Genomic DNA, 18,328 nt, shown 5'->3' with positions numbered 1-18,328 from the left:
TAAACATCGACGCCAATTGATCGTTCTCTGAAACGACGGGTCGCGGTGTGCCTGCCACGTATTACTCCATCACTTTTCCGTCATCCCTTTCGGACAACCGAACACCAACCCGCCGCTTTGTTCGGAAAGCCGGACACGAAGCGGAAACCCACACCTGAAAATCAAATATAAATAGATATAAATCAATAAGTTAAATTCTATTGAATAACAAAATACCGCTGGTACAAATCCTGCTCTTACTCAGCACCTCGTGGCGTTCAGAACCGCCCGGGTGTTTCTAGATGAACCTGCATCAGCACTCATCAAAAACTAGAGAGAAGAATAATGAAATCTGCGTTGAAAACTTTCGTCCCGGGCGCGTTAGCCCTCCTGCTGTTGTTCCCTGTTGCCGCTCAGGCAAAAGAAGCTGAAACCAAGCAAAAACTGTCCAACGTGGTGATCCTCGCCACCGGTGGCACCATCGCCGGCGCTGGCGCCAGCGCGGCCAACAGTGCGACCTACCAGGCCGCCAAAGTCGGCATCGAACAACTGATTGCCGGCGTTCCTGAGCTTAGCCAGATCGCTAATGTTCGCGGCGAGCAAGTGTTGCAAATTGCCTCCGAAAGCATCACCAACGAAAACCTGCTGCAACTGGGTCGCCGCGTTGCGGAGCTGGCCGACAGCAAGGACGTCGATGGCATCGTGATCACCCACGGCACCGACACCCTGGAAGAGACCGCCTACTTCCTCAACCTGGTGGAAAAGACCGACAAGCCAATCGTCGTGGTCGGCTCGATGCGCCCAGGCACCGCCATGTCGGCTGACGGCATGCTCAACCTGTACAACGCCGTTGCCGTAGCCGGCAGCAAAGACGCTCGCGGCAAAGGCGTACTGGTGACCATGAATGACGAGATCCAGTCGGGTCGCGATGTCAGCAAGATGATCAACATCAAGACTGAAGCGTTCAAGAGCCCGTGGGGCCCGCTGGGCATGGTGGTTGAAGGCAAATCCTACTGGTTCCGGCTGCCAGCCAAGCGCCACACCATGAACTCGGAATTCGACATCAAGACCATCAAAAGTCTGCCGGACGTCGAAATCGCCTACTCCTACGGCAACGTAAGCGACACCGCCTACAAAGCCCTGGCACAGGCCGGCGCGAAAGCCATCATCCACGCGGGTACCGGCAATGGTTCGGTGTCTTCCAAGGTGGTGCCAGCCCTGCAGGAACTGCGCAAGCAAGGCGTGCAGATCATTCGTTCTTCCCACGTGAATGCCGGCGGTTTCGTTCTGCGTAACGCCGAACAACCAGACGACAAATACGACTGGGTGGTTGCTCACGACCTGAACCCGCAGAAAGCCCGCATCCTGGCAATGGTCGCACTGACCAAGACCCAGGACAGCAAAGAGCTGCAACGGATGTTCTGGGAATATTGATCGCTCCCAGGCCTGACCGGTAACGGTTAGGCCATCCCGCTCGTGGCTCACCGCGAGCGGGTCCAGCCTCCCCCGCTTTACCCCCCGCGCAAAAAGTCCTTGAAAAACAAAGCCCTCCTACACCAAACCAGCAAAATCACTGTCAGAAGAACTTCTTGAATTTTAAGCAGTTGCGAAATTGCCCACAGTTAAATACTGTATGCACGTACAGCCCAATAAGGAATGCTCCGTGGCAAAGCCCTCTTCCGCAGCACCCACAGCTCCCGACGCCTACCAACGCCTGGCCGTTCGCGTGCAGAAAATCATCAATTCCACCAACGCTCAAAAAAACAAGGCGGCGTTGATTTTTCGTCTGCCGGAGGAACCGGAAGACGAGTGGGCACGACTACTGGAGGAAATTGCAGAAAACGATAACGTCACCCTCGCCTATCGCGATGACGGTGGCGTGCAGATTTTCTGGGTTGTGCCGAAGGAAGATTGAGTCAATGAGTGTCCGTTTTATCAGTGTTTTGTTTGTGTTTTTTGCTGTTACCGCTCACGCGCAAGCCCCCAGAACCTTCAGTGAAGCCAAGAAAATCGCCTGGAAGCTATACGAGCCGCAATCCACGGAATTTTACTGCGGCTGCAAATACACCGGTAACCGGGTGGACCTGAAAGCCTGCGGCTATATCCCGCGCAAGAACGCCAACCGGGCAGCGCGTATCGAGTGGGAGCACATTGTTCCTGCCTGGCAGATCGGCCATCAGCGCCAGTGCTGGCAGGACGGCGGGCGCAAGAATTGCACCCGCAAGGACGCGGTATACAAGCGCGCCGAGGCGGACCTGCATAACCTGGTGCCGAGCATCGGTGAGGTCAATGGCGACCGTAATAACTTCAGTTTTGGCTGGCTGCCGGTGCAGAGCGGGCAATATGGCTCGTGCCTGACCCAGGTGGACTTCAAGGCCAAGAAGGTCATGCCCCGCCCGTCCATTCGCGGGATGATCGCCCGCACGTACTTCTATATGAGCAAGCAGTATGGCTTGCGCCTGTCAAAACAGGATCGCCAACTCTACGAAGCCTGGAACAAGACTTACCCGGTACAACCCTGGGAGCGCCAGCGTAATCAAACCGTGGCGTGCGTGATGGGCCGCGGCAATGAGTTTGTCGGCCCGGTGAACTTGAAAGCCTGCGGCTGAATAAAAAAGCGGGAGTGCTACTGCCTCCCGCTGGCCGGTATCTTACTGTGCAACCTTGTGTTCGATGACCTCGGATACCGTGTCATTTTTCTTCGCGGTGACCAGCTTCTGGGTCAACTGCGCCTGCTTCGCTTCAGCCTCGGCCTTGGTGCTGAAAGGCCCCAGCAGTACCTGGTCCTTACCGTCTTCCTTCACCAGATAGAAACTGAAACCGTGCTCGAGCAACCACGCGGTCAGGTCAGTCATCGCCTGGAGCTTGTGATCCGGCGGTCCCACCCATACATCCCACTCCTGGGAGGCGATCGCACCGACCGCAGGTTGGCCCTGAGCGGGGGCCTCGGCAACGGCGGGCCTGGCCTTGGGAGCATCGACGTTTTTGCCTTCACCGCAACCGGCCAATGCCAACACCGCAATTGCCATCGCTACTTTACGCACTACCCTGCTCCTTAGAGGATCAAAGAGGCGACTTTATCATTCACTGTCTATTCTGGCCGTCATAAACGTTGGCTTAAACAATGCGAATGATGTATCGCAGACCTGTATGATGGCGTCATGGGAATTAATGCTGCCTCTATGCGTCCTAAAAGAGGCAGCCACAGGGAAGCGCTTCGCAGTAAGCTACACACATCCGACATCTGCCCTGTCTGAACATGTGCCTTTCAAAGCAATCAAGGAGAAGTCCATGCTGATACTCACCCGCAAAGTCGGTGAAAGCATAAACATCGGTGATGACATTACGATCACCATTCTGGGCGTTAGCGGCCAGCAAGTAAGAATCGGCATCAATGCTCCAAAGGACGTTGCCGTGCATCGCGAGGAGATCTACCAACGTATCCAGGCGGGCCTGACGGCTCCGGATAAAAACCAGACACCTTGAAGCGCCTCCAGTAGCCAGCCCTTTCGTTCACTGTAACGGCTGGCGAAAACCTCTTTGGCCTGCTCGCGGCTTTCCGCGGCCAGCGCGCCCTATTCCCTTATCCCAGCGCCAGGCTAGCGTCACCCCAGGCCGACGCCGCGCGCCATACCCGTCGCCGCAATCATCATCAGCACAACCAGCAGCGCCTGCAGGTGGCTGATGCGTGCAAAAAGACCGGCCTGGTGCAGATCCAGACGCGTGCCCCGAACCAAGCCGATACGCCATTTGATAAAGCGGATCATCGGCGCGAGTTCCAATAACAAAATTAATACCAGCAGCGTCATCTTCACGTGAAACAACGGCTGGTGCAGGTAATAATCACTGCCCTTTTCGTAGCCGCCAAAGGCCCGCAGGCCACCGGTTACCAGCAACACCAGAGCGCTGATTCCCCAGATGTTGTCCGCGATCAACACCCCGCGCAGGGTTGAGGGGTCAATATCCGAAACACTGCGCAAGGCCTTGCCCCGGGCAAGCACTGCCGACAATGCCAGGGCGAATGCCAGTAAATGGGTTGCAGCGAGGAACCACTGAACGAACATAAGGCGTACTCCTTTTTGTTTAAGACATGGCAGGAACACTTCTCAGTAATAGCCGCAGGCTGCCTTCTGTGCATGAAACAACTCGCGCACAGCAGGAACTTGTCGAATATTCGAGGGCCGAATCCTGTTACAGCCCCGCTACAGTCTGCGACGCGCTCAGGAGCACGTTGATGAGACGACCTGGCAAACAGCCGTACTTATCCCGGTCCTGGATGATCGCCGCGTTGATCGGCCTGGCCTTTGCGGGGCTGGAGTATGGCTTGCGCTTTGAGTTCGAAGGCACCGGCAAAGCCCACTCCAAGCTGGACCTTGCGCTGCTCCTGGGTGCGTACTTGTTTTTCTTTTGTCTCAAGCCGATCCAGGCCACCATTCATCGAAAACTGTGCAGGCGTGCTCCTCGCCGCGAACGCCGGAAAGCGTCCTCCTGACCCCAGGCAGGACACTGTTGAAGCCCCGTTGAACCGCTATCAGATCGCCGGTATTTACAGCCGCGCACCACAACCTATGCTAGGGCATGCACGGTCAGTGAAAGGTTGTAGCGCGGATGGACACTCTGAGTAAAACCGAAATCGAAGCGGCACTGGCAGCGCGCCTGCCGAGCTACAAAATCGTCTGCACCCTGCATGCCGACGGCACGCTCTCCGCGATCCTCAGCGGCCCTGAAGCTGATCACTTTGCGATAACCGGCATCGTCCGGGCGCACCATCGAGGGCCGGAAGCGATCGCCAAACTCGCCAGCGAAATTCTCAAGGAAATGGTGTTGTCTCGGCAGGGGATCAAGGGCACCCGCCTCCAGACACTGGCTGATGACAATCCCCCTGCTGAATCCTCCGCTTACAAAGAAGGCCGATCCGCTTAACCGGATCGGCTTTTTTTCACGGCAGGCGCTGCAGGTGCAGCAGCCCGGCTTCATCCCGCCGAACCTGCAGATGCTCGTACCCGGCAATCGACGGGTGCTCTGTGACCATGGGCGCCAGGTGCGTCGACGTCACCACCATCACATCGGCACCCGCCGCCTCACCGGCGCGAATCCCGACGCTGGCATCTTCAAACACCAGGCAGTCCTGTACCGGCACGCCCAGCCGTTGCGCACCGAGCACATAACACGCCGGATCCGGCTTGCCGCTGGCGACATCCTCCGCCGTTACCAACACCGCCGGCGGGTTGATGCCGGCGGCCTGCATGCGACGCAGGGCCAGCGCCTTGGGCGCAGAGGTGACCAGCGCCCACTGGTCGCCGGGCAGCGTGTTGAGAAACGCCACCGCGCCGGCAATGGCCACCACCCCTTCCACATCGTCGAGTTCAGCCTCGGTAATCCACTGCGCCTCAGCCTGTGCATCCACACCGGGCAACGCCTGGCGGGTGATGGTATCGATGGCCCGGGCGCCATGGATGGTCTTCAGGAACGCCGCGACATCCAGCCCATGGCGTTCAGCCCAGGTGGCCCAGACGCGCTCGGCGGCGGCAATGGAGTTCAAGAGTGTGCCGTCCATATCGAACAGGAAGGCGCGGTAACGGTTGGCGAATACAGCTGAATCGCGGGTGGACACTGCTCGGCTTCCTCTTGCTTTCGTCACCCGGTCTTGGGTGCTGACGAATCACGTGCCTGGTGCAATCTACGGATCAGCCCAAACGCTGTAAACCTTCCCGTGGTTTTGTATCGGACTGTATGGAAACCCTCCCCGGATACGCGAACCCGCATTTCACCCCGCACGGGCACACATGGCGGATACACCCCGGCGATTAACTACAGCCACCAGCCAATCCGGCTGACTCACTCGCAGGAGCACCACCATGTTCAATTTCTCGAAAGCGTCGTCCCTGGTATTCGGCCTGGCTGTAGTCGCAGGGCTCGGGCTGGCATCCGTGGCGTCAGCCAACCCTCATGCCGCCGTGGTCAAGAGCCAACCGTCACACCTGCTCGTCGAGGGCGGCGCAGATCGCCTGCAACAAAACCGGGTCGCTGAAGGCGGTGCTGATCGCCTGCATGAACTCGGCCTGGCGGAAGGTGGCGCTGAACGCGTACGAGAAGCCCGCACGGTGTAATGCATCACTGCCCCCCATTGAATCCGGGCAGCCTCCAGGCTGCCCATTGCATTACAAACTTGTCATTAAGCTGTCAGTGTTGCCAGCACCCTCACTTCATACAGTGAAGTCGTCAGTCACCCACAGCGGGTGACTCAACTTCCCACTGACAATGAAGCGAGCCCGCCCCATGAAACCTGCAAGCAAACTCTGCCTGATCGCCGCCAGCCTGTTGATGCTGGGCACCGGCGCCGCCGTGGCCGGCCCGATTGCACCGGTGAAAGCCAACAACGTGGTCCTGGTACACGGTTCCTGGGCTGACGGTTCCAGCTGGTCCGAAGTGATCACCCGCCTGCAGGCCGCCGGTTTGCATGTCACCGCCGTGCAAAACCCGCTGACCTCGGTGGCAGATGACGTCGCCGCCACCAACCGCGTACTCGATCAACAGGACGGCCCTACCGTGCTGGTGGGTCATTCCTACGCCGGTACCGTGGTCAGCGACGCCGGGGTCAATCCGAAGGTCAGCTCCCTGGTGTACGTCGCCGCCCGCGCCCCGGACGCCAACGAAGACTTCGTCGCGCTGTCCGCCAAGTACCCGACCACCCCCGTGCGCGCCGGTGTGGTGGAACATGACGGTTACCTGACCCTGAACCAGGATGCCTTCCTCAAGTACTTCGCCGCCGACGTGCCCCGCGCCAAGGCCATGGAGCTGTACGCCGTACAACAACCGATCGCCAAGACCCTGTTCAGCGGCCGCACCGTCAACGCCGCGTGGCACACCAAGCCGTCCTGGTATGCGGTGTCCAGCAACGACCAGACCATCAACCCGGACCTGGAGCGCTTCCTGGCCAAGCGCATGAACGCCACCACCATCGAGGTGCCGTCGAGCCACTTGTCGTTGGTTTCCCACGCCAAGGAAATCACCGACCTGATCCTCGAAGCCTCCGGCCGCCAGCCTTAAGCCCTTCATTACAACCTTGTCATCATCCTGTTGGTTGGCTGTTTGTGTCGCCTGGTTACTGTGAACTCACTGCCGAAGACCGGCAGCCAACCCTTAAAGAGAGATACCGCCATGAAACTGTTTATCCTCGGCTTTGCTGCCCTCCTCGCCACCGGTTCGGCCTTTGCCGACACCACCGCAGCTACCTCGGTGATCCACGACAAACCCGGCTTCTTCATGCACATGGACGTGGCCAAGGTGCTGTCCAGCACTGACACCTACGGCCAGTGCGGCATCGTCCCCGCCCGCCTCGACTACCTGGACAGCCAGGGCCGCGAACACGTGCTGGACTACCAGGTACAAGGCATCGGCTGCCCCAATGACAATTGATCGGGCTACACTTGCGCCACCAAAGACCTGCACATCACCAGGGCAAACCCCATGAATATCCTCGTAGTCGAAGACGAGCCCAAGGCGGGCAACTACCTGCTTAACGGCCTGCAGGAACTGGGCTACTCCGTGAGCCTCGCCCGCGACGGCGTGGACGGTTTGCACCTGGCCCTCGAAACCCCGTTCGACGTGATCGTGCTGGACGTGATGATGCCGAAGATGGACGGCTGGGAAGTGTTGCGTCGCCTGCGCAAGGAAGCCGATACACCCGTGCTGTTCCTCACCGCCCGGGACGACATTGCCGACCGCATCAAGGGTCTGGAACTGGGCGCCGATGATTACCTGATCAAGCCGTTTTCCTTCGCCGAACTGGTGGCGCGCCTGCGCACCCTGACCCGGCGCGGGCCAAGCCGGGAAGAAGAACAACTGCAGATCGCCGACCTGCAGATCGACGTGCTCAAACGCCGCGTCACCCGCGGCGGCGTACGCATCACCCTGACCAACAAGGAGTTCGCCCTGTTGCACCTGTTTGCCACCCACCAGGACCAGGTGCTGTCGCGCTCGCTGATCGCCTCGCGGGTATGGGACATGAACTTCGACAGCGACACCAACGTGGTCGACGTGGCCGTGCGCCGCCTGCGCCTGAAAATCGACGACCCGTTCCAGCTCAAGCTGATCCACAGCGTGCGCGGCATCGGCTACCGCTTCGATACCCAACCATGAGCAAGCCCCGGCATTACTCCCTGACCCTGCGCCTGGCGCTGATCTTCGCCTTGCTGGCGTTTGCCCTGCTGGCCACCCTCGGCGTGGCGCTGTACCGCGAGCTTGAGCGCGAACTGATCCACCGGGACGACGCCGCGCTGATCTACCGCGTCGACCAACTGCGCAACCTGCTGAACGACAGCAACACCCTGGACCTGATCAAGACCAAGCCGGAGCTGTTCCAGAACATGCTGGGCAACCGCGAATCCGTGCTGAGCATCGCCGCGCCCGGGCAGAAGCCGTTGCTGGAAGTGAACCCCGGCAATATCGACATGCCCGACGTTGCACCGGTGCCCAGGGACCACACCCTGGAATTCGCCGACGTGCAGCACTTGCCGGGCGTCAATGGCGTGCCCTTCTCCACCCTGGCCGCCACCATCGACTCGGGCGACCTGGGCAGCCTGCAAGTCACCACCGGGCGACTGATGACCGAGCGCACCGCCGTGCTCGCCAGCTATCGGCTGAGTGTGTATATCCTCGCCAGCATCGCGGCGTTGGTACTGGCGGTGGTCGGCTACCTGATGGTGCATCGCGGCTTGCTGCCATTACGGCGCCTGGCGGTGCACGCCCAGGGCATTGGCGTCGGCAACCTCGCCGCACGCCTCGACAGCCACGGCGCGCCGAAAGAGCTGCTGCCGATGATTGATTCGTTCAACACCATGCTCGAACGCCTGGCGAAGGGCTTTGTGCAATTGGGCCAGGTCTCCACCGACATGGCCCACGAACTGCGCACGCCGATCAACAATTTGCTGGGGGAAACCCAGGTGGCGTTGCAGCAACACCGCAGCGTCGAGGCCTACCAGCAACTGCTGGCCTCCAACGTCGAAGAACTCGAACGCCTGGCGCGCATGCTCGACAACATGCTGTTCCTGGCCCGCACCGACCCTGCCAGCGCCCTGCGCCAACGCCAGGAACTGGACGCGGCCGACGAAGTGGAACGCATGGCCGACTACTTCGAAGGGCTGGCGGGCGATGTCGACATCAGCATCCTCCCCCAGGGTGCCGGTGTGATCTGGGCCGAACCGATGCTGCTGCGCCGCGCCCTGGCCAACCTGTGTGCCAACGCCATCAAATACGGCGCGCCAGGTTCTGAACTATTGATCCAGGCCACGCCCAGCGCCGAGGGCATCAGCCTGACCGTGACCAATCACGGTACGACCATCCCGGCCGAGCACTTGCCCCGATTGTTCGAGCGGTTTTATCGCGTGGATGAGTCCCGGGAGCGCTCGGCCCATTCCAATGGATTGGGGTTGTCGATTGTCGCGACCATCATGCAGCTGCATAACGGCCGATACAGCGTGAGCAGTGAAGACGGCATAACGTGCTTTGAGCTGTTTTTTCCGGGGCGGGAGGCATAGCTGCTTGCTATGGAGCGGGGTGTTCAAGCATCGTAGCGCCCCCATCCGATGCGGTGGCTTCCCCTCTCTCTTAATCTGTGGATACGGAAATTCAATGAAAACCTCCAAGGCCTTGTATGCCCTGTCTTTTGCTGTCGCCCTTTCGATGCTGGGTGGTTGCGCAGCCAAGGTAAAGAGCGGCGGTACAGACGCGCTGGCCATTCCGGAATCGGCCAAACAAAACCTGGTGGTGAGCTTTAAAGGCAACACCACGGTCGAGCAAAACCAGGACTGGCCACTGCTCAAGCAACAATGGGGCGCGGCCCTGCAAACCGAAGCGCAGCAGGCCGGTTATAGCCTCAAGGAAACGCCAACCATCAACACCGGCAGTGCCGACGGCGTGGGCATCACCATCAACGTCAGCAAGTTCCGCTACCTGACCGCGGGCACCCGCTACGCCGCCGGTGCGCTGGTGGGCAACGCCTGGGTCTTCTCGAAAGCCGATTTTTCCGACTTGAAATCCGGCGCACCGCTGGGCGCGCGCACCTATGAAACCGAGTCGTCGGCCTGGGAAGGCGTGGCGTCGGCCATGACCCAGAAGCAGGTCCAGGCGATTGCCAAACAAGTAATCGCGGATATCAAGAACGCCAAGGCGCAGTAACCCCCTGGCGGGTATCCCTGTCGTCAGCGCTGCGGGTGCCGACGCGGGCCATACCGGCCCAGCGTCGGCATTGCGCTCGCAAAATAAATACAAGGACGAATAAATGAGCATCTACCCTGCCCTGTTGCTGGCACTCGCCATTGTGACCGCCTACGTGGCCAGTCAGCGCGGCCGATCAGGCCCAAGATGGTTTGCGATAGCCGTATTCGTGCCCGTGGTCCCGCTGATTGTCCTCCTGCTGCTGCCACGCATTCCCAAGACCGGTGTTGACGCTTTGGTGCACGAAGACCTGCGGCCCTGCCCTGCCTGCACAAACCCCATCAACGCCGCCGCTGCCCAATGCAAACACTGTGGCGCCGAGGTGCAACCCATCGCCCTGAAAGACCGCAGCGGCTGGGTCGTGCGTATCACCGCCGATACCGATGAAGGGTTTGGCCTGCTGGTGGCGCAACTGAAAGAGCTCGATGTGCCCACCGTTCTCGATGAACCGCCTCACGCGTTTGTAGGCCCGTTTGAAGAAAAGGCCCAGGCGCAGAATGTGCTCAGGTATTTGAAGTCCGATCAGGGCTTGGACGGCCTGGTGACCTGGCGGTCGGTGACCCGCTAGCCCTCAGGCCAGGTGCTTCTGGAAAAAGTGACGCGCGTGCCCAGGCGGGTAGTCGGCGATATGCCCGAACTCGCTGAAGCCCAGTTTTCGATAGAACCCGGGAGCCTGGAAGCTGAAGGTATCCAGCCAGATCCCGGTGCACTTTTTCTCCCGCGCCAGGTCCTCGGCCGCCTGCATCAGCTTTGAACCGGTGCCTTGAGTGCGCATCGATTCAGGCACGCTCAACAGTTCAACGAACATCCAGCCATAAGAGATTTTCCCGTAGAGACCGCCCACCACGTCCTGGCGGACGGGATCACGCAGCAACAACCCGAAGGTTTCAAACGGGTTCTCGCCGCATTGGCTGATGTTGTAGGCCCTCAGCGGCTGGAGGATGGCCTGGCGCTCTTGCTCGGTTACCTCAAACGACAGTTCCATTGCCACGTCCATCTTGATCGTCCTGTGTTGAATTCCAGATCACCCGACAGAAGCGCCAACCCCTCAAGGGTTGAGTTTTTCCAGGGCTGCTCGCAGTTCGGTATTGTTGCCGCCCAACGCGCTGGTGGCGATTGCTGCGTTGCGCAGCAGGATCGACGCCGCGTGAGGGACGTGTTCTTTGAGCAACCGGTCGGAAGGCCCCGACAGCGTCAGCGCACCTTTAAGCTCACCGCCCATTGCAAACACGGGAACGGAGACGGCGGTGGTTTCCGGGTCGCGCTCGCCAAACGAGCAGGCCCAGCAGCGCTCACGCTCCTGCGGCAGTGTGGCGTCCCCCTGGCGCGAGAACGCACGCAGGACCTTGCCGGAAGCCCCGGCATGCAGCGGGAACCGCGCGCCTTCCAGCACCGAAACCCGCACCGCGCGCTTGGGTTCGACACGGAACAACACCACCCGGCTGCCGTTTTCATAGACGTAGAAAGACGACGTCTCGCCGCTCTCTTCGGTGATGGACTCCAGCAGCGGCAGGATCACATCTCGCAAGCGGAACGACGCTTGATACAGCTGGGACAGGCGCAGCGGTTCAGGCCCGACCGCGTATTGGCCGTCACTCAAGCGCCGCACGAAGCCGGCTTTTTCCAGCGAGGTGATCAGGCGCAGGATGGTGCTTTTATACAAGCCGGTGCGCCGTGCGATCTCCGCCAGGCTCAAGCTCTCCTGATCGATATTGAAGGCCGCGAGAATGGAAAACGCGCGGTCTACTGCAGCAACGCCGCCTTCCGGACTGCCGGCTTGATCAGCAAGACTGTTGTTGGGTTCGGTACTCATGGCCACTCGTTGGGTATTCATCGCCGGCGCGAGCGGCAGCATCATTGCCGTCCCGGTCGCGCCAGACACGTTCAGTCGCCGTAACATACCCTTTTGCGCCGGGGTGCAGCCACCGCATTATGCTTCCCGCAGGAAAAGCCGCAGCGACACCACCATCGCGGCCGCGACAAACATGATGCACCCCATCACCATCAAGCCCGCCGTGAACGAGCCGGTGTAGTCCTTGAGAAACCCCATCAGGTACGGCCCGACAAAGCCACCAAAGGCCCCAATCGAGTTGATCAGGGCGATGCCGCCGGCAGCGGCCTGGCCACGCAGGAACTTGCCGGGCAAGGTGTAGAAAATGGTCTTGCCGGCGATCGTCCCCACCAGCGCCAGGGTGATCCCGGCCAAGGCGGCCACCAGTGTGTCCATCTGCAAGGCGACCAACAACGCCAGGCCGGCCAGCAGCATGGCCAGGGTCAGGTTGAGAATCCCCTTGCCGGTGCGGTCCACGTGTTTTGCCCACACCAACAGGCCAATGGTTGCAAAAAAGTAGGGAATTGCCGCCACCCAACCGATCATGCTGATTTCGACACCATGGCCCTTGAGCATCTGCGGCAACCAGATGCCGATGCCGTAGGAGCCCAGGGTAAAGCTGAAGGTGATTGAGCTGAGGATCCACACCCGCGGGTCTTTCAAGGCCGCCTTGAAGCCGTGGCGGTGTTGGCCCTGGCTCTGCTCTTCAGCCAGCAAGCCGGTGAGCACGGCACGTTCCTGCGCCGACAACCATTTGGCCTCGGAAGGCTGGTTGGTCAACACCTTCAGGGTGATCAGGCCGAGGAGGCACGCCGGGATGCCCTCGATCAGAAACATCCATTGCCACCCCGCCAGCCCCCAGATGCCATGCATTTGCAGGAGCCACACCGACAACGGCCCACCCACCAGGAACGAAATCGGCGTGGCGGCGGTAAACCACGCCAGCACTCGGGTGCGGTACTGCGCCGGAAACCACAGGGTCAGGAAAAAGATCACCCCGGGAAAGAATCCGGCCTCGGCCACACCCAGCACCAGGCGCATGGCGTAGAAACTGTAAGGGCCAACCACCCAGGCCGTGGCCGCCGCCGCAATCCCCCAGGTAATCATGATGCGTGCCATCCAGCGCCGGGCGCCAAAGCGGTACATCGCCAGGTTGCTCGGCACCTCACACAGGCAATAGCCGACGAACATGATCCCCGCCCCCAGGCCGAATTGCGTGGCGGTCAAACCCAGTTGCTCGGTCATTTGCAACGCGGCATAGCCGACGCTGGTGCGGTCCAGGTAGTTGAAAAAGTAAGCCAGGGCGAGCAGCGGGATCAGGCGCCAGGCGGCCTTGTGCAGGACGCGGGTCTGCTCTGCATCCAGCGCGACGGCGCTGATGGCTGGGGTGCCTGATGCAGGTGTCGTGACAATTGCCATGACGGGTTTCCTCGACATTATTGTTATTGGAATGGCGACAAAAGGGCCTAGCGGACCACGCCACGTGCACGCAAGGCGTCGACATCCCTGGCGGCATAACCCAGCTCTTCAAGTAACGCCTGCGAGTGGCTGCCCAGTTGCGGCACGTTCAGACGCGTATCGAAACGCCGGCCATTCATTTCAAACGGCAGCATGGGCACCTTCACTTCCTCGCCGTTATCCAGCGTCAGATGCGCCAGGCCACCGGAGGCATTCAGGTGCACATCATCAAACAAATCCTGGGGCCGCTGGATCGGCGAGAACGGCAAGCCGGCCTGCTCGCACATGTCCATGATTTGCTGCTTGGGCAGCGTGGCCAGCCGTTCCCGCACCAACGGCAGGATTTTCGAGCGGGCGTGCACACGCTGGGTGTTGCGCGCCAGCTCGGGGTCGCTGCCCAACTGTTCAAACCCAAACGCCTGGCAGAAGCTCAGCCACTGGCTGTCACTCACCACCCCCATGAACACTTGCTCGTCATCGCGGGTGTTGAACACGTCGTAGATCGCCCACGCAGAAAGACGGCTGGGCATCGGCGCCGCCGGCTGGCCGGTGGTCGCCATCTGCATCATGTGTTGGCCAACCAGGAACGCAGAATTCTCGAACAGCCCGGTCTGTACAAACTGGCCCTCCCCGGTCGCCTTGCGTTGCCACAGCGCGGCCAGGATCGAGATGGCGCTGAACATGCCGCCCATCACATCGTTCACCGACGCACCGGCGCGCAGCGGGCGGCCTTCGGGACCGGTCATGTACGCCAGCCCGGACATCATCTGCACCACTTCATCCAGCGCGGTGCGGTGTTCGTAGGGGCCCGGCAGAAAACCTTTCATGGAGCTGTAGATAATGTCGGGCTTGATCGCCTTGACCTGCTCGAAGCCCAGGCCGAGCTTTTCCATGGCACCGGGACGAAAGTTCTCGGTGACCACGTCAGCGCTTTCGATCAACTTGCGCACCGCCGCCATACCTTCCTCGGTCTTGATGTCGACGGCGAAGCTTTTCTTGTTGCGGTTGTAGGTCATCCAGTAACCGGCGCCCGAGCCGGTCAAGCGCCGGGTGTTGTCGCCGGCCGGCGTCGGTTCGACCTTGATCACTTCCGCGCCGAGATCAGCCAGCACCAGCCCGCAGGTCGGGCCCATGACCATGTGCACAAACTCGACCACCCGAATGCCGGCCAACGGCAGCGCCTGGATCTTTTGATTCTGCGTGCTCATCGTGCGGCCCCTGCGTAGTGAAAGTTCTTGCCCACGCCGGCGTCCGGAATGAACCCGTAAAGCGGCTCGCCAGGCAGGCCTTTTTGCAGCCACTCACGTGCTGCCACCAGCTTGTCGATATCGACACCGGTACGCAGGCCCATGGATTCGAGCAGGTAAACCAGGTCTTCGGTCACGATATTGCCCGACGCGCCCGGCGCATAAGGACAGCCGCCAATCCCGCCCTGGGAGGCGTCGAACGTGGTCACGCCGACGTCCAGCGCCGCCAGCACATTCGCCAGCCCCTGGCCGCGGGTGTTGTGGAAATGCGCACTGCCGGCCCTCGCGCCGATTTCGCTGCGCAAGCGGATAAACGCCCGGCGCACCTGGGCCGGGTTGGCGTAGCCGACGGTGTCCGCCAGACCGACCTCATCCACGCCGAGCTCGGCCATGTGCAGCGCCATGCGAATCACGTCGTCTTCAGGCACTTCGCCCTGGATCGTACAACCGAATACCGTCGACAAACCGGCCTCCACTTGCACCTGCGGGAAGTGTTCGTTACGCAAGGCAATGACCTGGCGGACCTCCTCAAACACCTGTTGATGGGTTTTGCGGATATTGGCCAGGGAATGCGGCTCGCTGACGGAGATGGGCAGCGTGATTTTCTGCACGCCGGCGTCGAAGGCCGCCTGCGCGCCCTTGAGGTTCGGCACCAGTGCAGTGACGAATACGTCCGGGCGTTGACGCATATGCGTCACTAACTGCGCGGCATCGGCCATCTGCGGCAACAGCTTGGGAGACACAAAGGAACCAATCTCGATTTCCTGGAGGCCAGCGTCGGCCAGGGCCGTCAGCCACTGCAGTTTGAGGGCGGTGGGCATCGTCGCGGCGACGCTTTGCAGGCCGTCACGCGGGCCTACCTCACTGATCAGAATGTCGATGTTTTTATTAGGGGTCATCACCGGGCCTTTGAAGGTCAATCCATAATTGTTCTATCTGATAGAACGGTGTTCTGAAATAAATAATGAGCGCGTTGATTTTCGCTGTCAACGTCCGAAAAGCAGTCCGCGATTTTTATTGGAATCTGGTGAGTCATCGGCAGAGCGAATCCATCGCCTGGGTCCGACCCGGCAAAAGACAGGGTTGACAGTCTCAAAAATAACCTCGACATTTGTTCTATTAGAAAGCACATCGTTCTATCTAGCAGAACAAAAACAACAACGCAGCAAGGCTCAACCCTTTTGGGAGGTGCCTTGCCCGCCCCGTAGGAGTTAATCCTGTGAGCCTGTATGCCCCGCCTCGTGATTTGCCCACTCGCGTTTTCAGCACATTGCCGCAGGTTTTCTGGAAGGACGGAGACTCCGACTGGGTGCGCGCCAACAAGCCCGGCCAGCGGGTGAAAAGCTTCCTCGAAGGGCCGTCCTTCGATCTGCAGGGCAATCTCTATGTCACGGACATCCCTTACGGCCGAATTTTCCGCATCGACCCGCACGGCCACTGGACGCTGGTGGTGCAATACGACGGCTGGCCCAACGGCCTGAAGATCCATCGCGACGGGCGTATTTTCATTGCCGACTACAAGCACGGCATCCTGACCCTGGATCCTGCCAGCGGCGTCATCACGCCGTTTCTGACTCACCACCGCAGCGAAGGCTTCAAGGGTGTGAACGACCTGTTTTTCGACGCCGGCGGCAAGCTCTACTTCACCGACCAGGGGCAGACCGGCCAACAGGATCCCACCGGTCGTGTGTTCGCCTACGACCTGGAGAACCAGAGGCTCACCCGCCTGATCGACAACGGCCCGAGCCCCAACGGGCTGGTCATGGACCTGGCGCAAAACGCGCTGTTCGTCGCCATGACCCGGGGCAACGCGGTGTGGCGCCTGCCGATCCAGCGCGACGGCGGCACCAGCAAAGTCGGGATCTTTACCGCACTGGCAGGCGGCGTGAGCGGCGCCGACGGCATGGCCCTCGACGTGCTCGGCAACCTCTACGTGTGTGATGCCGGCAATGCCTGCGTCTGGGTATTCGACCCCCACGCCGTACCGCTCTATCGCATCCGCAGCTGCACCGAGGGCCGCACCCTGACCAACCTGGCGTTCGGCGGCGAGGGCAACCGGCAACTGTTCATCACCGATTCATCGACCAGTTCGATCCTGGTCGCCGACCTGGAGCACGCCGGCCAACCGATGTTTTCCCACCGCTGAATTAAACCGCCACTGAACGCTGCGAGCAGCACGCAGGGGCTTCGTTCGCCCTGAAAAAAGCCGGCAGTCACTTGCCTGGCGCCCTATAAGACCAACAAAAAGGCACACCCATGTTGATATTCCTGAGCTACGCCATGATCGTCTGCTTCATGTACCTGATCATGAGCAAGCGCCTGTCACCGCTGGTGGCGCTGCTGCTGGTCCCGATCGTTTTCGGCTGCCTGGCTGGCTTCGCCCCGCAACTGGGCGGCATGATGTACGACGGCCTGAAGATGCTCGCCCCCACGGGCATCATGCTGACGTTCGCGATCCTGTATTTCTGCCTGATGACCGACGCGGGCCTGTTCAACCCGCTGATCAAAGTGATCCTGCGCCTGGTCAAGGGTGACCCGCGCAAGATCGTGGTCGGCACCGCCGTGCTAGGCCTGTGTGTGGGCCTGGATGGCGACGGCGCCACCACGTACATCATCGCCACCGCTGCGTTTTTGCCGCTGTACCGGCTGACCGGCATTCGCCTGCAAGTCATGGCCACCGTGCTGCTGATGTCGATTGGCGTGATGAATATCCTGCCGTGGGGCGGGCCGTTTTCCCGGGCGGCCAGCGCCATGCACGTGGACATCACCGAACTGTTTGTGAGCATGGTGCCAATCATGGTGGCCGGCGCCGTGTGGGTGTTGTTCGCCGCCTGGTGGCTGGGACGCATGGAGTTTCGCCGCCTGGGCAAAGTGAGCATCAGCGAGGATGAAGTGCTCAAGGGTTATGCGCACATCCGCCTGGGCGACCCGCGCTTTCTGTTCAACGTGGTGCTGACCATCGCCCTGATCACCTGCATGATGATCAGCCTGATGCCGTTGCCGATCCTGTTCATGATCGCCTTCGGCCTGGCCTGCCTGGTCAATTTCCCGTCCATCAAACAGCAGAAGGAAGTCATCGCACGGCATGCCGACAACGTGATGGCGGTGACCTTGCTGATCTTCGCCGCGGGGATTTTTGTCGGGATCATGGGCGGCACCGGTATGGTCAAGGCGATCTCCGACAACCTGATCGCGCTGCTGCCGCAACAGTCCGGGCCTTACCTGTCGGTGATCACCGCGCTGCTGAGCATGCCGTTCACCTATGTGCTGTCCAATGATGCGTTCTATTTCGGCGTGCTGCCGATCTGGGCACAGACCGCCGCCCACTATGGAATTGATGCAAAGGAGATGGCGATTGCCTCGCTGATCGGCCAGCCGGTGCACCTGCTCAGCCCGCTGGTAGCCTCGACTTACCTGCTGTGCGGCCTGCTGGATATCGACTACGGCGACAACCAGCGCGTCTCGCTGAAATGGACCGTGGGCACGGTGATGGTGATGTTGCTGGCCGCGATTGCGATTGGTGCAATCACCGTCTTCAACTGAGGGGCGACTGTCGCGGGCGGGACAGACGTTGCGCCCTCAGCTATACGCAGGT

23 protein-coding genes are annotated in these 18,328 nt (G+C 60.5%); 15 read left to right on the top strand and 8 right to left on the bottom strand.

Annotation, left to right across the window (positions count from 1 at the left end):
• The first annotated feature begins 324 nt into the window (after positions 1-324).
• The 3 genes from P3C29_RS02575 to P3C29_RS02565 all read left to right on the top strand — a co-directional run bounded on the left by P3C29_RS02575 (position 325) and on the right by P3C29_RS02565 (position 2,588).
• Positions 325-1,413, top strand: a complete 1,089-nt coding sequence (locus tag P3C29_RS02575) for an asparaginase (RefSeq protein ID WP_010175648.1) — start codon at positions 325-327, stop codon at positions 1,411-1,413.
• A gap of 229 nt (positions 1,414-1,642) precedes the next feature.
• A complete protein-coding gene (locus P3C29_RS02570; RefSeq protein WP_010175649.1) occupies positions 1,643-1,894 on the top strand; it encodes a DUF1654 domain-containing protein in 252 nt (83 codons plus the stop codon).
• 4 nt (positions 1,895-1,898) lie between these two features.
• Positions 1,899-2,588, top strand: a complete 690-nt coding sequence (locus P3C29_RS02565) for an endonuclease I family protein (RefSeq protein WP_201122792.1) — start codon at positions 1,899-1,901, stop codon at positions 2,586-2,588.
• Between the two features lie 42 nt (positions 2,589-2,630).
• On the opposite strand, the gene P3C29_RS02560 is transcribed toward P3C29_RS02565, so the two are convergent.
• Positions 2,631-3,023 carry a hypothetical protein gene (locus P3C29_RS02560; RefSeq protein ID WP_010175653.1) on the bottom strand — a complete coding sequence of 131 codons (393 nt, stop codon included), beginning with the start codon at positions 3,021-3,023 and terminating at the stop codon, positions 2,631-2,633.
• 247 nt (positions 3,024-3,270) lie between these two features.
• Here P3C29_RS02560 and csrA point away from each other — a divergent pair, with 247 nt between their 5' ends.
• Positions 3,271-3,465, top strand: coding sequence for a carbon storage regulator CsrA (gene csrA / locus P3C29_RS02555; RefSeq protein WP_003192511.1), 195 nt, complete (start codon positions 3,271-3,273; stop codon positions 3,463-3,465).
• Positions 3,466-3,584: 119 nt separating this feature from the next.
• On the opposite strand, the gene P3C29_RS02550 is transcribed toward csrA, so the two are convergent.
• The gene (locus P3C29_RS02550; protein ID WP_201122790.1) at positions 3,585-4,043 is read right to left on the bottom strand and encodes a DUF2214 family protein; all 459 of its coding nucleotides are present in this window, start codon (positions 4,041-4,043) and stop codon (positions 3,585-3,587) included.
• 170 nt (positions 4,044-4,213) lie between these two features.
• On the opposite strand from P3C29_RS02550, the gene P3C29_RS02545 reads away from it, so the two are divergent.
• Both P3C29_RS02545 and P3C29_RS02540 read left to right on the top strand, forming a co-directional pair.
• The gene (locus P3C29_RS02545; RefSeq protein WP_275963845.1) at positions 4,214-4,471 is read left to right on the top strand and encodes a hypothetical protein; all 258 of its coding nucleotides are present in this window, start codon (positions 4,214-4,216) and stop codon (positions 4,469-4,471) included.
• A 116-nt stretch (positions 4,472-4,587) separates the two neighbouring features.
• Positions 4,588-4,902, top strand: coding sequence for a hypothetical protein (locus P3C29_RS02540; RefSeq protein ID WP_275963844.1), 315 nt, complete (start codon positions 4,588-4,590; stop codon positions 4,900-4,902).
• A 16-nt stretch (positions 4,903-4,918) separates the two neighbouring features.
• Here the strand turns inward: P3C29_RS02540 and P3C29_RS02535 are convergent, their stop codons facing one another.
• Positions 4,919-5,593: an HAD-IA family hydrolase gene (locus tag P3C29_RS02535; protein ID WP_275963843.1), complete on the bottom strand. Its 675-nt coding sequence runs from the start codon at positions 5,591-5,593 to the stop codon at positions 4,919-4,921.
• A gap of 244 nt (positions 5,594-5,837) precedes the next feature.
• Between P3C29_RS02535 and P3C29_RS02530 the strand changes: the two genes are divergently transcribed.
• From P3C29_RS02530 to P3C29_RS02500, 7 genes are all read left to right on the top strand, one after another.
• Entirely contained in the window at positions 5,838-6,089 is a 252-nt protein-coding gene (locus P3C29_RS02530; RefSeq protein ID WP_010175664.1) for a hypothetical protein, read from the top strand.
• Positions 6,090-6,258: 169 nt separating this feature from the next.
• Entirely contained in the window at positions 6,259-7,029 is a 771-nt protein-coding gene (locus P3C29_RS02525) for an alpha/beta hydrolase (RefSeq protein WP_010175667.1), read from the top strand.
• 111 nt (positions 7,030-7,140) lie between these two features.
• Positions 7,141-7,398: a DUF2790 domain-containing protein gene (locus tag P3C29_RS02520; protein WP_275963842.1), complete on the top strand. Its 258-nt coding sequence runs from the start codon at positions 7,141-7,143 to the stop codon at positions 7,396-7,398.
• Positions 7,399-7,449: 51 nt separating this feature from the next.
• Positions 7,450-8,121 (top strand): heavy metal response regulator transcription factor, encoded by a 672-nt coding sequence (locus P3C29_RS02515; protein ID WP_010175671.1) that lies wholly within the window; start codon positions 7,450-7,452, stop codon positions 8,119-8,121.
• Entirely contained in the window at positions 8,118-9,518 is a 1,401-nt protein-coding gene (locus P3C29_RS02510) for a heavy metal sensor histidine kinase (protein WP_010175673.1), read from the top strand. Before P3C29_RS02515 ends, P3C29_RS02510 begins: the two co-directional genes overlap by 4 nt.
• Positions 9,519-9,612: 94 nt before the next feature.
• The gene (locus P3C29_RS02505; protein WP_201122778.1) at positions 9,613-10,158 is read left to right on the top strand and encodes a DUF4410 domain-containing protein; all 546 of its coding nucleotides are present in this window, start codon (positions 9,613-9,615) and stop codon (positions 10,156-10,158) included.
• Between the two features lie 103 nt (positions 10,159-10,261).
• The gene (locus P3C29_RS02500) at positions 10,262-10,765 is read left to right on the top strand and encodes a zinc ribbon domain-containing protein (RefSeq protein WP_201122776.1); all 504 of its coding nucleotides are present in this window, start codon (positions 10,262-10,264) and stop codon (positions 10,763-10,765) included.
• A gap of 3 nt (positions 10,766-10,768) precedes the next feature.
• Here P3C29_RS02500 and P3C29_RS02495 read toward each other — a convergent pair whose 3' ends face one another.
• The 5 genes from P3C29_RS02495 to P3C29_RS02475 all read right to left on the bottom strand — a co-directional run bounded on the left by P3C29_RS02495 (position 10,769) and on the right by P3C29_RS02475 (position 15,632).
• On the bottom strand, positions 10,769-11,194 hold the full coding sequence (locus P3C29_RS02495; RefSeq protein ID WP_201122774.1) for a GNAT family N-acetyltransferase: 426 nt from the start codon (positions 11,192-11,194) through the stop codon (positions 10,769-10,771).
• A gap of 51 nt (positions 11,195-11,245) precedes the next feature.
• Positions 11,246-12,010: an IclR family transcriptional regulator gene (locus P3C29_RS02490; protein ID WP_201122772.1), complete on the bottom strand. Its 765-nt coding sequence runs from the start codon at positions 12,008-12,010 to the stop codon at positions 11,246-11,248.
• 117 nt (positions 12,011-12,127) lie between these two features.
• Entirely contained in the window at positions 12,128-13,447 is a 1,320-nt protein-coding gene (locus tag P3C29_RS02485) for an MFS transporter (protein WP_275963841.1), read from the bottom strand.
• 47 nt (positions 13,448-13,494) lie between these two features.
• A complete protein-coding gene (locus P3C29_RS02480) occupies positions 13,495-14,694 on the bottom strand; it encodes a CaiB/BaiF CoA-transferase family protein (protein ID WP_169387659.1) in 1,200 nt (399 codons plus the stop codon).
• Positions 14,691-15,632, bottom strand: coding sequence for a hydroxymethylglutaryl-CoA lyase (locus tag P3C29_RS02475; RefSeq protein ID WP_201122768.1), 942 nt, complete (start codon positions 15,630-15,632; stop codon positions 14,691-14,693). Before P3C29_RS02475 ends, P3C29_RS02480 begins: the two co-directional genes overlap by 4 nt.
• 320 nt (positions 15,633-15,952) lie before the next feature.
• Between P3C29_RS02475 and P3C29_RS02470 the strand changes: the two genes are divergently transcribed.
• Together P3C29_RS02470 and P3C29_RS02465 are read left to right on the top strand one after the other, a co-directional pair.
• A complete protein-coding gene (locus P3C29_RS02470) occupies positions 15,953-16,879 on the top strand; it encodes an SMP-30/gluconolactonase/LRE family protein (RefSeq protein WP_275963840.1) in 927 nt (308 codons plus the stop codon).
• 110 nt (positions 16,880-16,989) lie between these two features.
• Positions 16,990-18,276: a citrate:proton symporter gene (locus tag P3C29_RS02465; protein ID WP_275963839.1), complete on the top strand. Its 1,287-nt coding sequence runs from the start codon at positions 16,990-16,992 to the stop codon at positions 18,274-18,276.
• Positions 18,277-18,328: the final 52 nt, after the last annotated feature.

The organism is Pseudomonas sp. 1912-s, from assembly GCF_029269205.1.
In the GTDB taxonomy this organism is placed as follows: domain Bacteria; phylum Pseudomonadota; class Gammaproteobacteria; order Pseudomonadales; family Pseudomonadaceae; genus Aquipseudomonas.
The sequence above is the reverse complement of the archived record's forward strand: the minus strand, read 5'-3'. Positions and strand labels throughout refer to the sequence as shown.

Excerpts from the sequence above, each read along its gene's own strand:
- P3C29_RS02575 (WP_010175648.1), top strand. The coding sequence starts at position 325 with ATGAAATCTGCGTTGAAAACTTTCGTCCCGGGCGCGTTAGCCCTCCTG.
- P3C29_RS02565 (WP_201122792.1), top strand. The coding sequence starts at position 1,899 with ATGAGTGTCCGTTTTATCAGTGTTTTGTTTGTGTTTTTTGCTGTTACC.
- csrA (WP_003192511.1), top strand. The coding sequence starts at position 3,271 with ATGCTGATACTCACCCGCAAAGTCGGTGAAAGCATAAACATCGGTGAT.
- P3C29_RS02550 (WP_201122790.1), bottom strand. The coding sequence starts at position 4,043 with ATGTTCGTTCAGTGGTTCCTCGCTGCAACCCATTTACTGGCATTCGCC.
- P3C29_RS02545 (WP_275963845.1), top strand. The coding sequence starts at position 4,214 with ATGAGACGACCTGGCAAACAGCCGTACTTATCCCGGTCCTGGATGATC.
- P3C29_RS02540 (WP_275963844.1), top strand. The coding sequence starts at position 4,588 with ATGGACACTCTGAGTAAAACCGAAATCGAAGCGGCACTGGCAGCGCGC.
- P3C29_RS02530 (WP_010175664.1), top strand. The coding sequence starts at position 5,838 with ATGTTCAATTTCTCGAAAGCGTCGTCCCTGGTATTCGGCCTGGCTGTA.
- P3C29_RS02525 (WP_010175667.1), top strand. The coding sequence starts at position 6,259 with ATGAAACCTGCAAGCAAACTCTGCCTGATCGCCGCCAGCCTGTTGATG.
- P3C29_RS02520 (WP_275963842.1), top strand. The coding sequence starts at position 7,141 with ATGAAACTGTTTATCCTCGGCTTTGCTGCCCTCCTCGCCACCGGTTCG.
- P3C29_RS02515 (WP_010175671.1), top strand. The coding sequence starts at position 7,450 with ATGAATATCCTCGTAGTCGAAGACGAGCCCAAGGCGGGCAACTACCTG.
- P3C29_RS02510 (WP_010175673.1), top strand. The coding sequence starts at position 8,118 with ATGAGCAAGCCCCGGCATTACTCCCTGACCCTGCGCCTGGCGCTGATC.
- P3C29_RS02505 (WP_201122778.1), top strand. The coding sequence starts at position 9,613 with ATGAAAACCTCCAAGGCCTTGTATGCCCTGTCTTTTGCTGTCGCCCTT.
- P3C29_RS02500 (WP_201122776.1), top strand. The coding sequence starts at position 10,262 with ATGAGCATCTACCCTGCCCTGTTGCTGGCACTCGCCATTGTGACCGCC.
- P3C29_RS02495 (WP_201122774.1), bottom strand. The coding sequence starts at position 11,194 with ATGGACGTGGCAATGGAACTGTCGTTTGAGGTAACCGAGCAAGAGCGC.
- P3C29_RS02490 (WP_201122772.1), bottom strand. The coding sequence starts at position 12,010 with ATGAGTACCGAACCCAACAACAGTCTTGCTGATCAAGCCGGCAGTCCG.
- P3C29_RS02485 (WP_275963841.1), bottom strand. The coding sequence starts at position 13,447 with ATGGCAATTGTCACGACACCTGCATCAGGCACCCCAGCCATCAGCGCC.
- P3C29_RS02480 (WP_169387659.1), bottom strand. The coding sequence starts at position 14,694 with ATGAGCACGCAGAATCAAAAGATCCAGGCGCTGCCGTTGGCCGGCATT.
- P3C29_RS02475 (WP_201122768.1), bottom strand. The coding sequence starts at position 15,632 with ATGACCCCTAATAAAAACATCGACATTCTGATCAGTGAGGTAGGCCCG.
- P3C29_RS02465 (WP_275963839.1), top strand. The coding sequence starts at position 16,990 with ATGTTGATATTCCTGAGCTACGCCATGATCGTCTGCTTCATGTACCTG.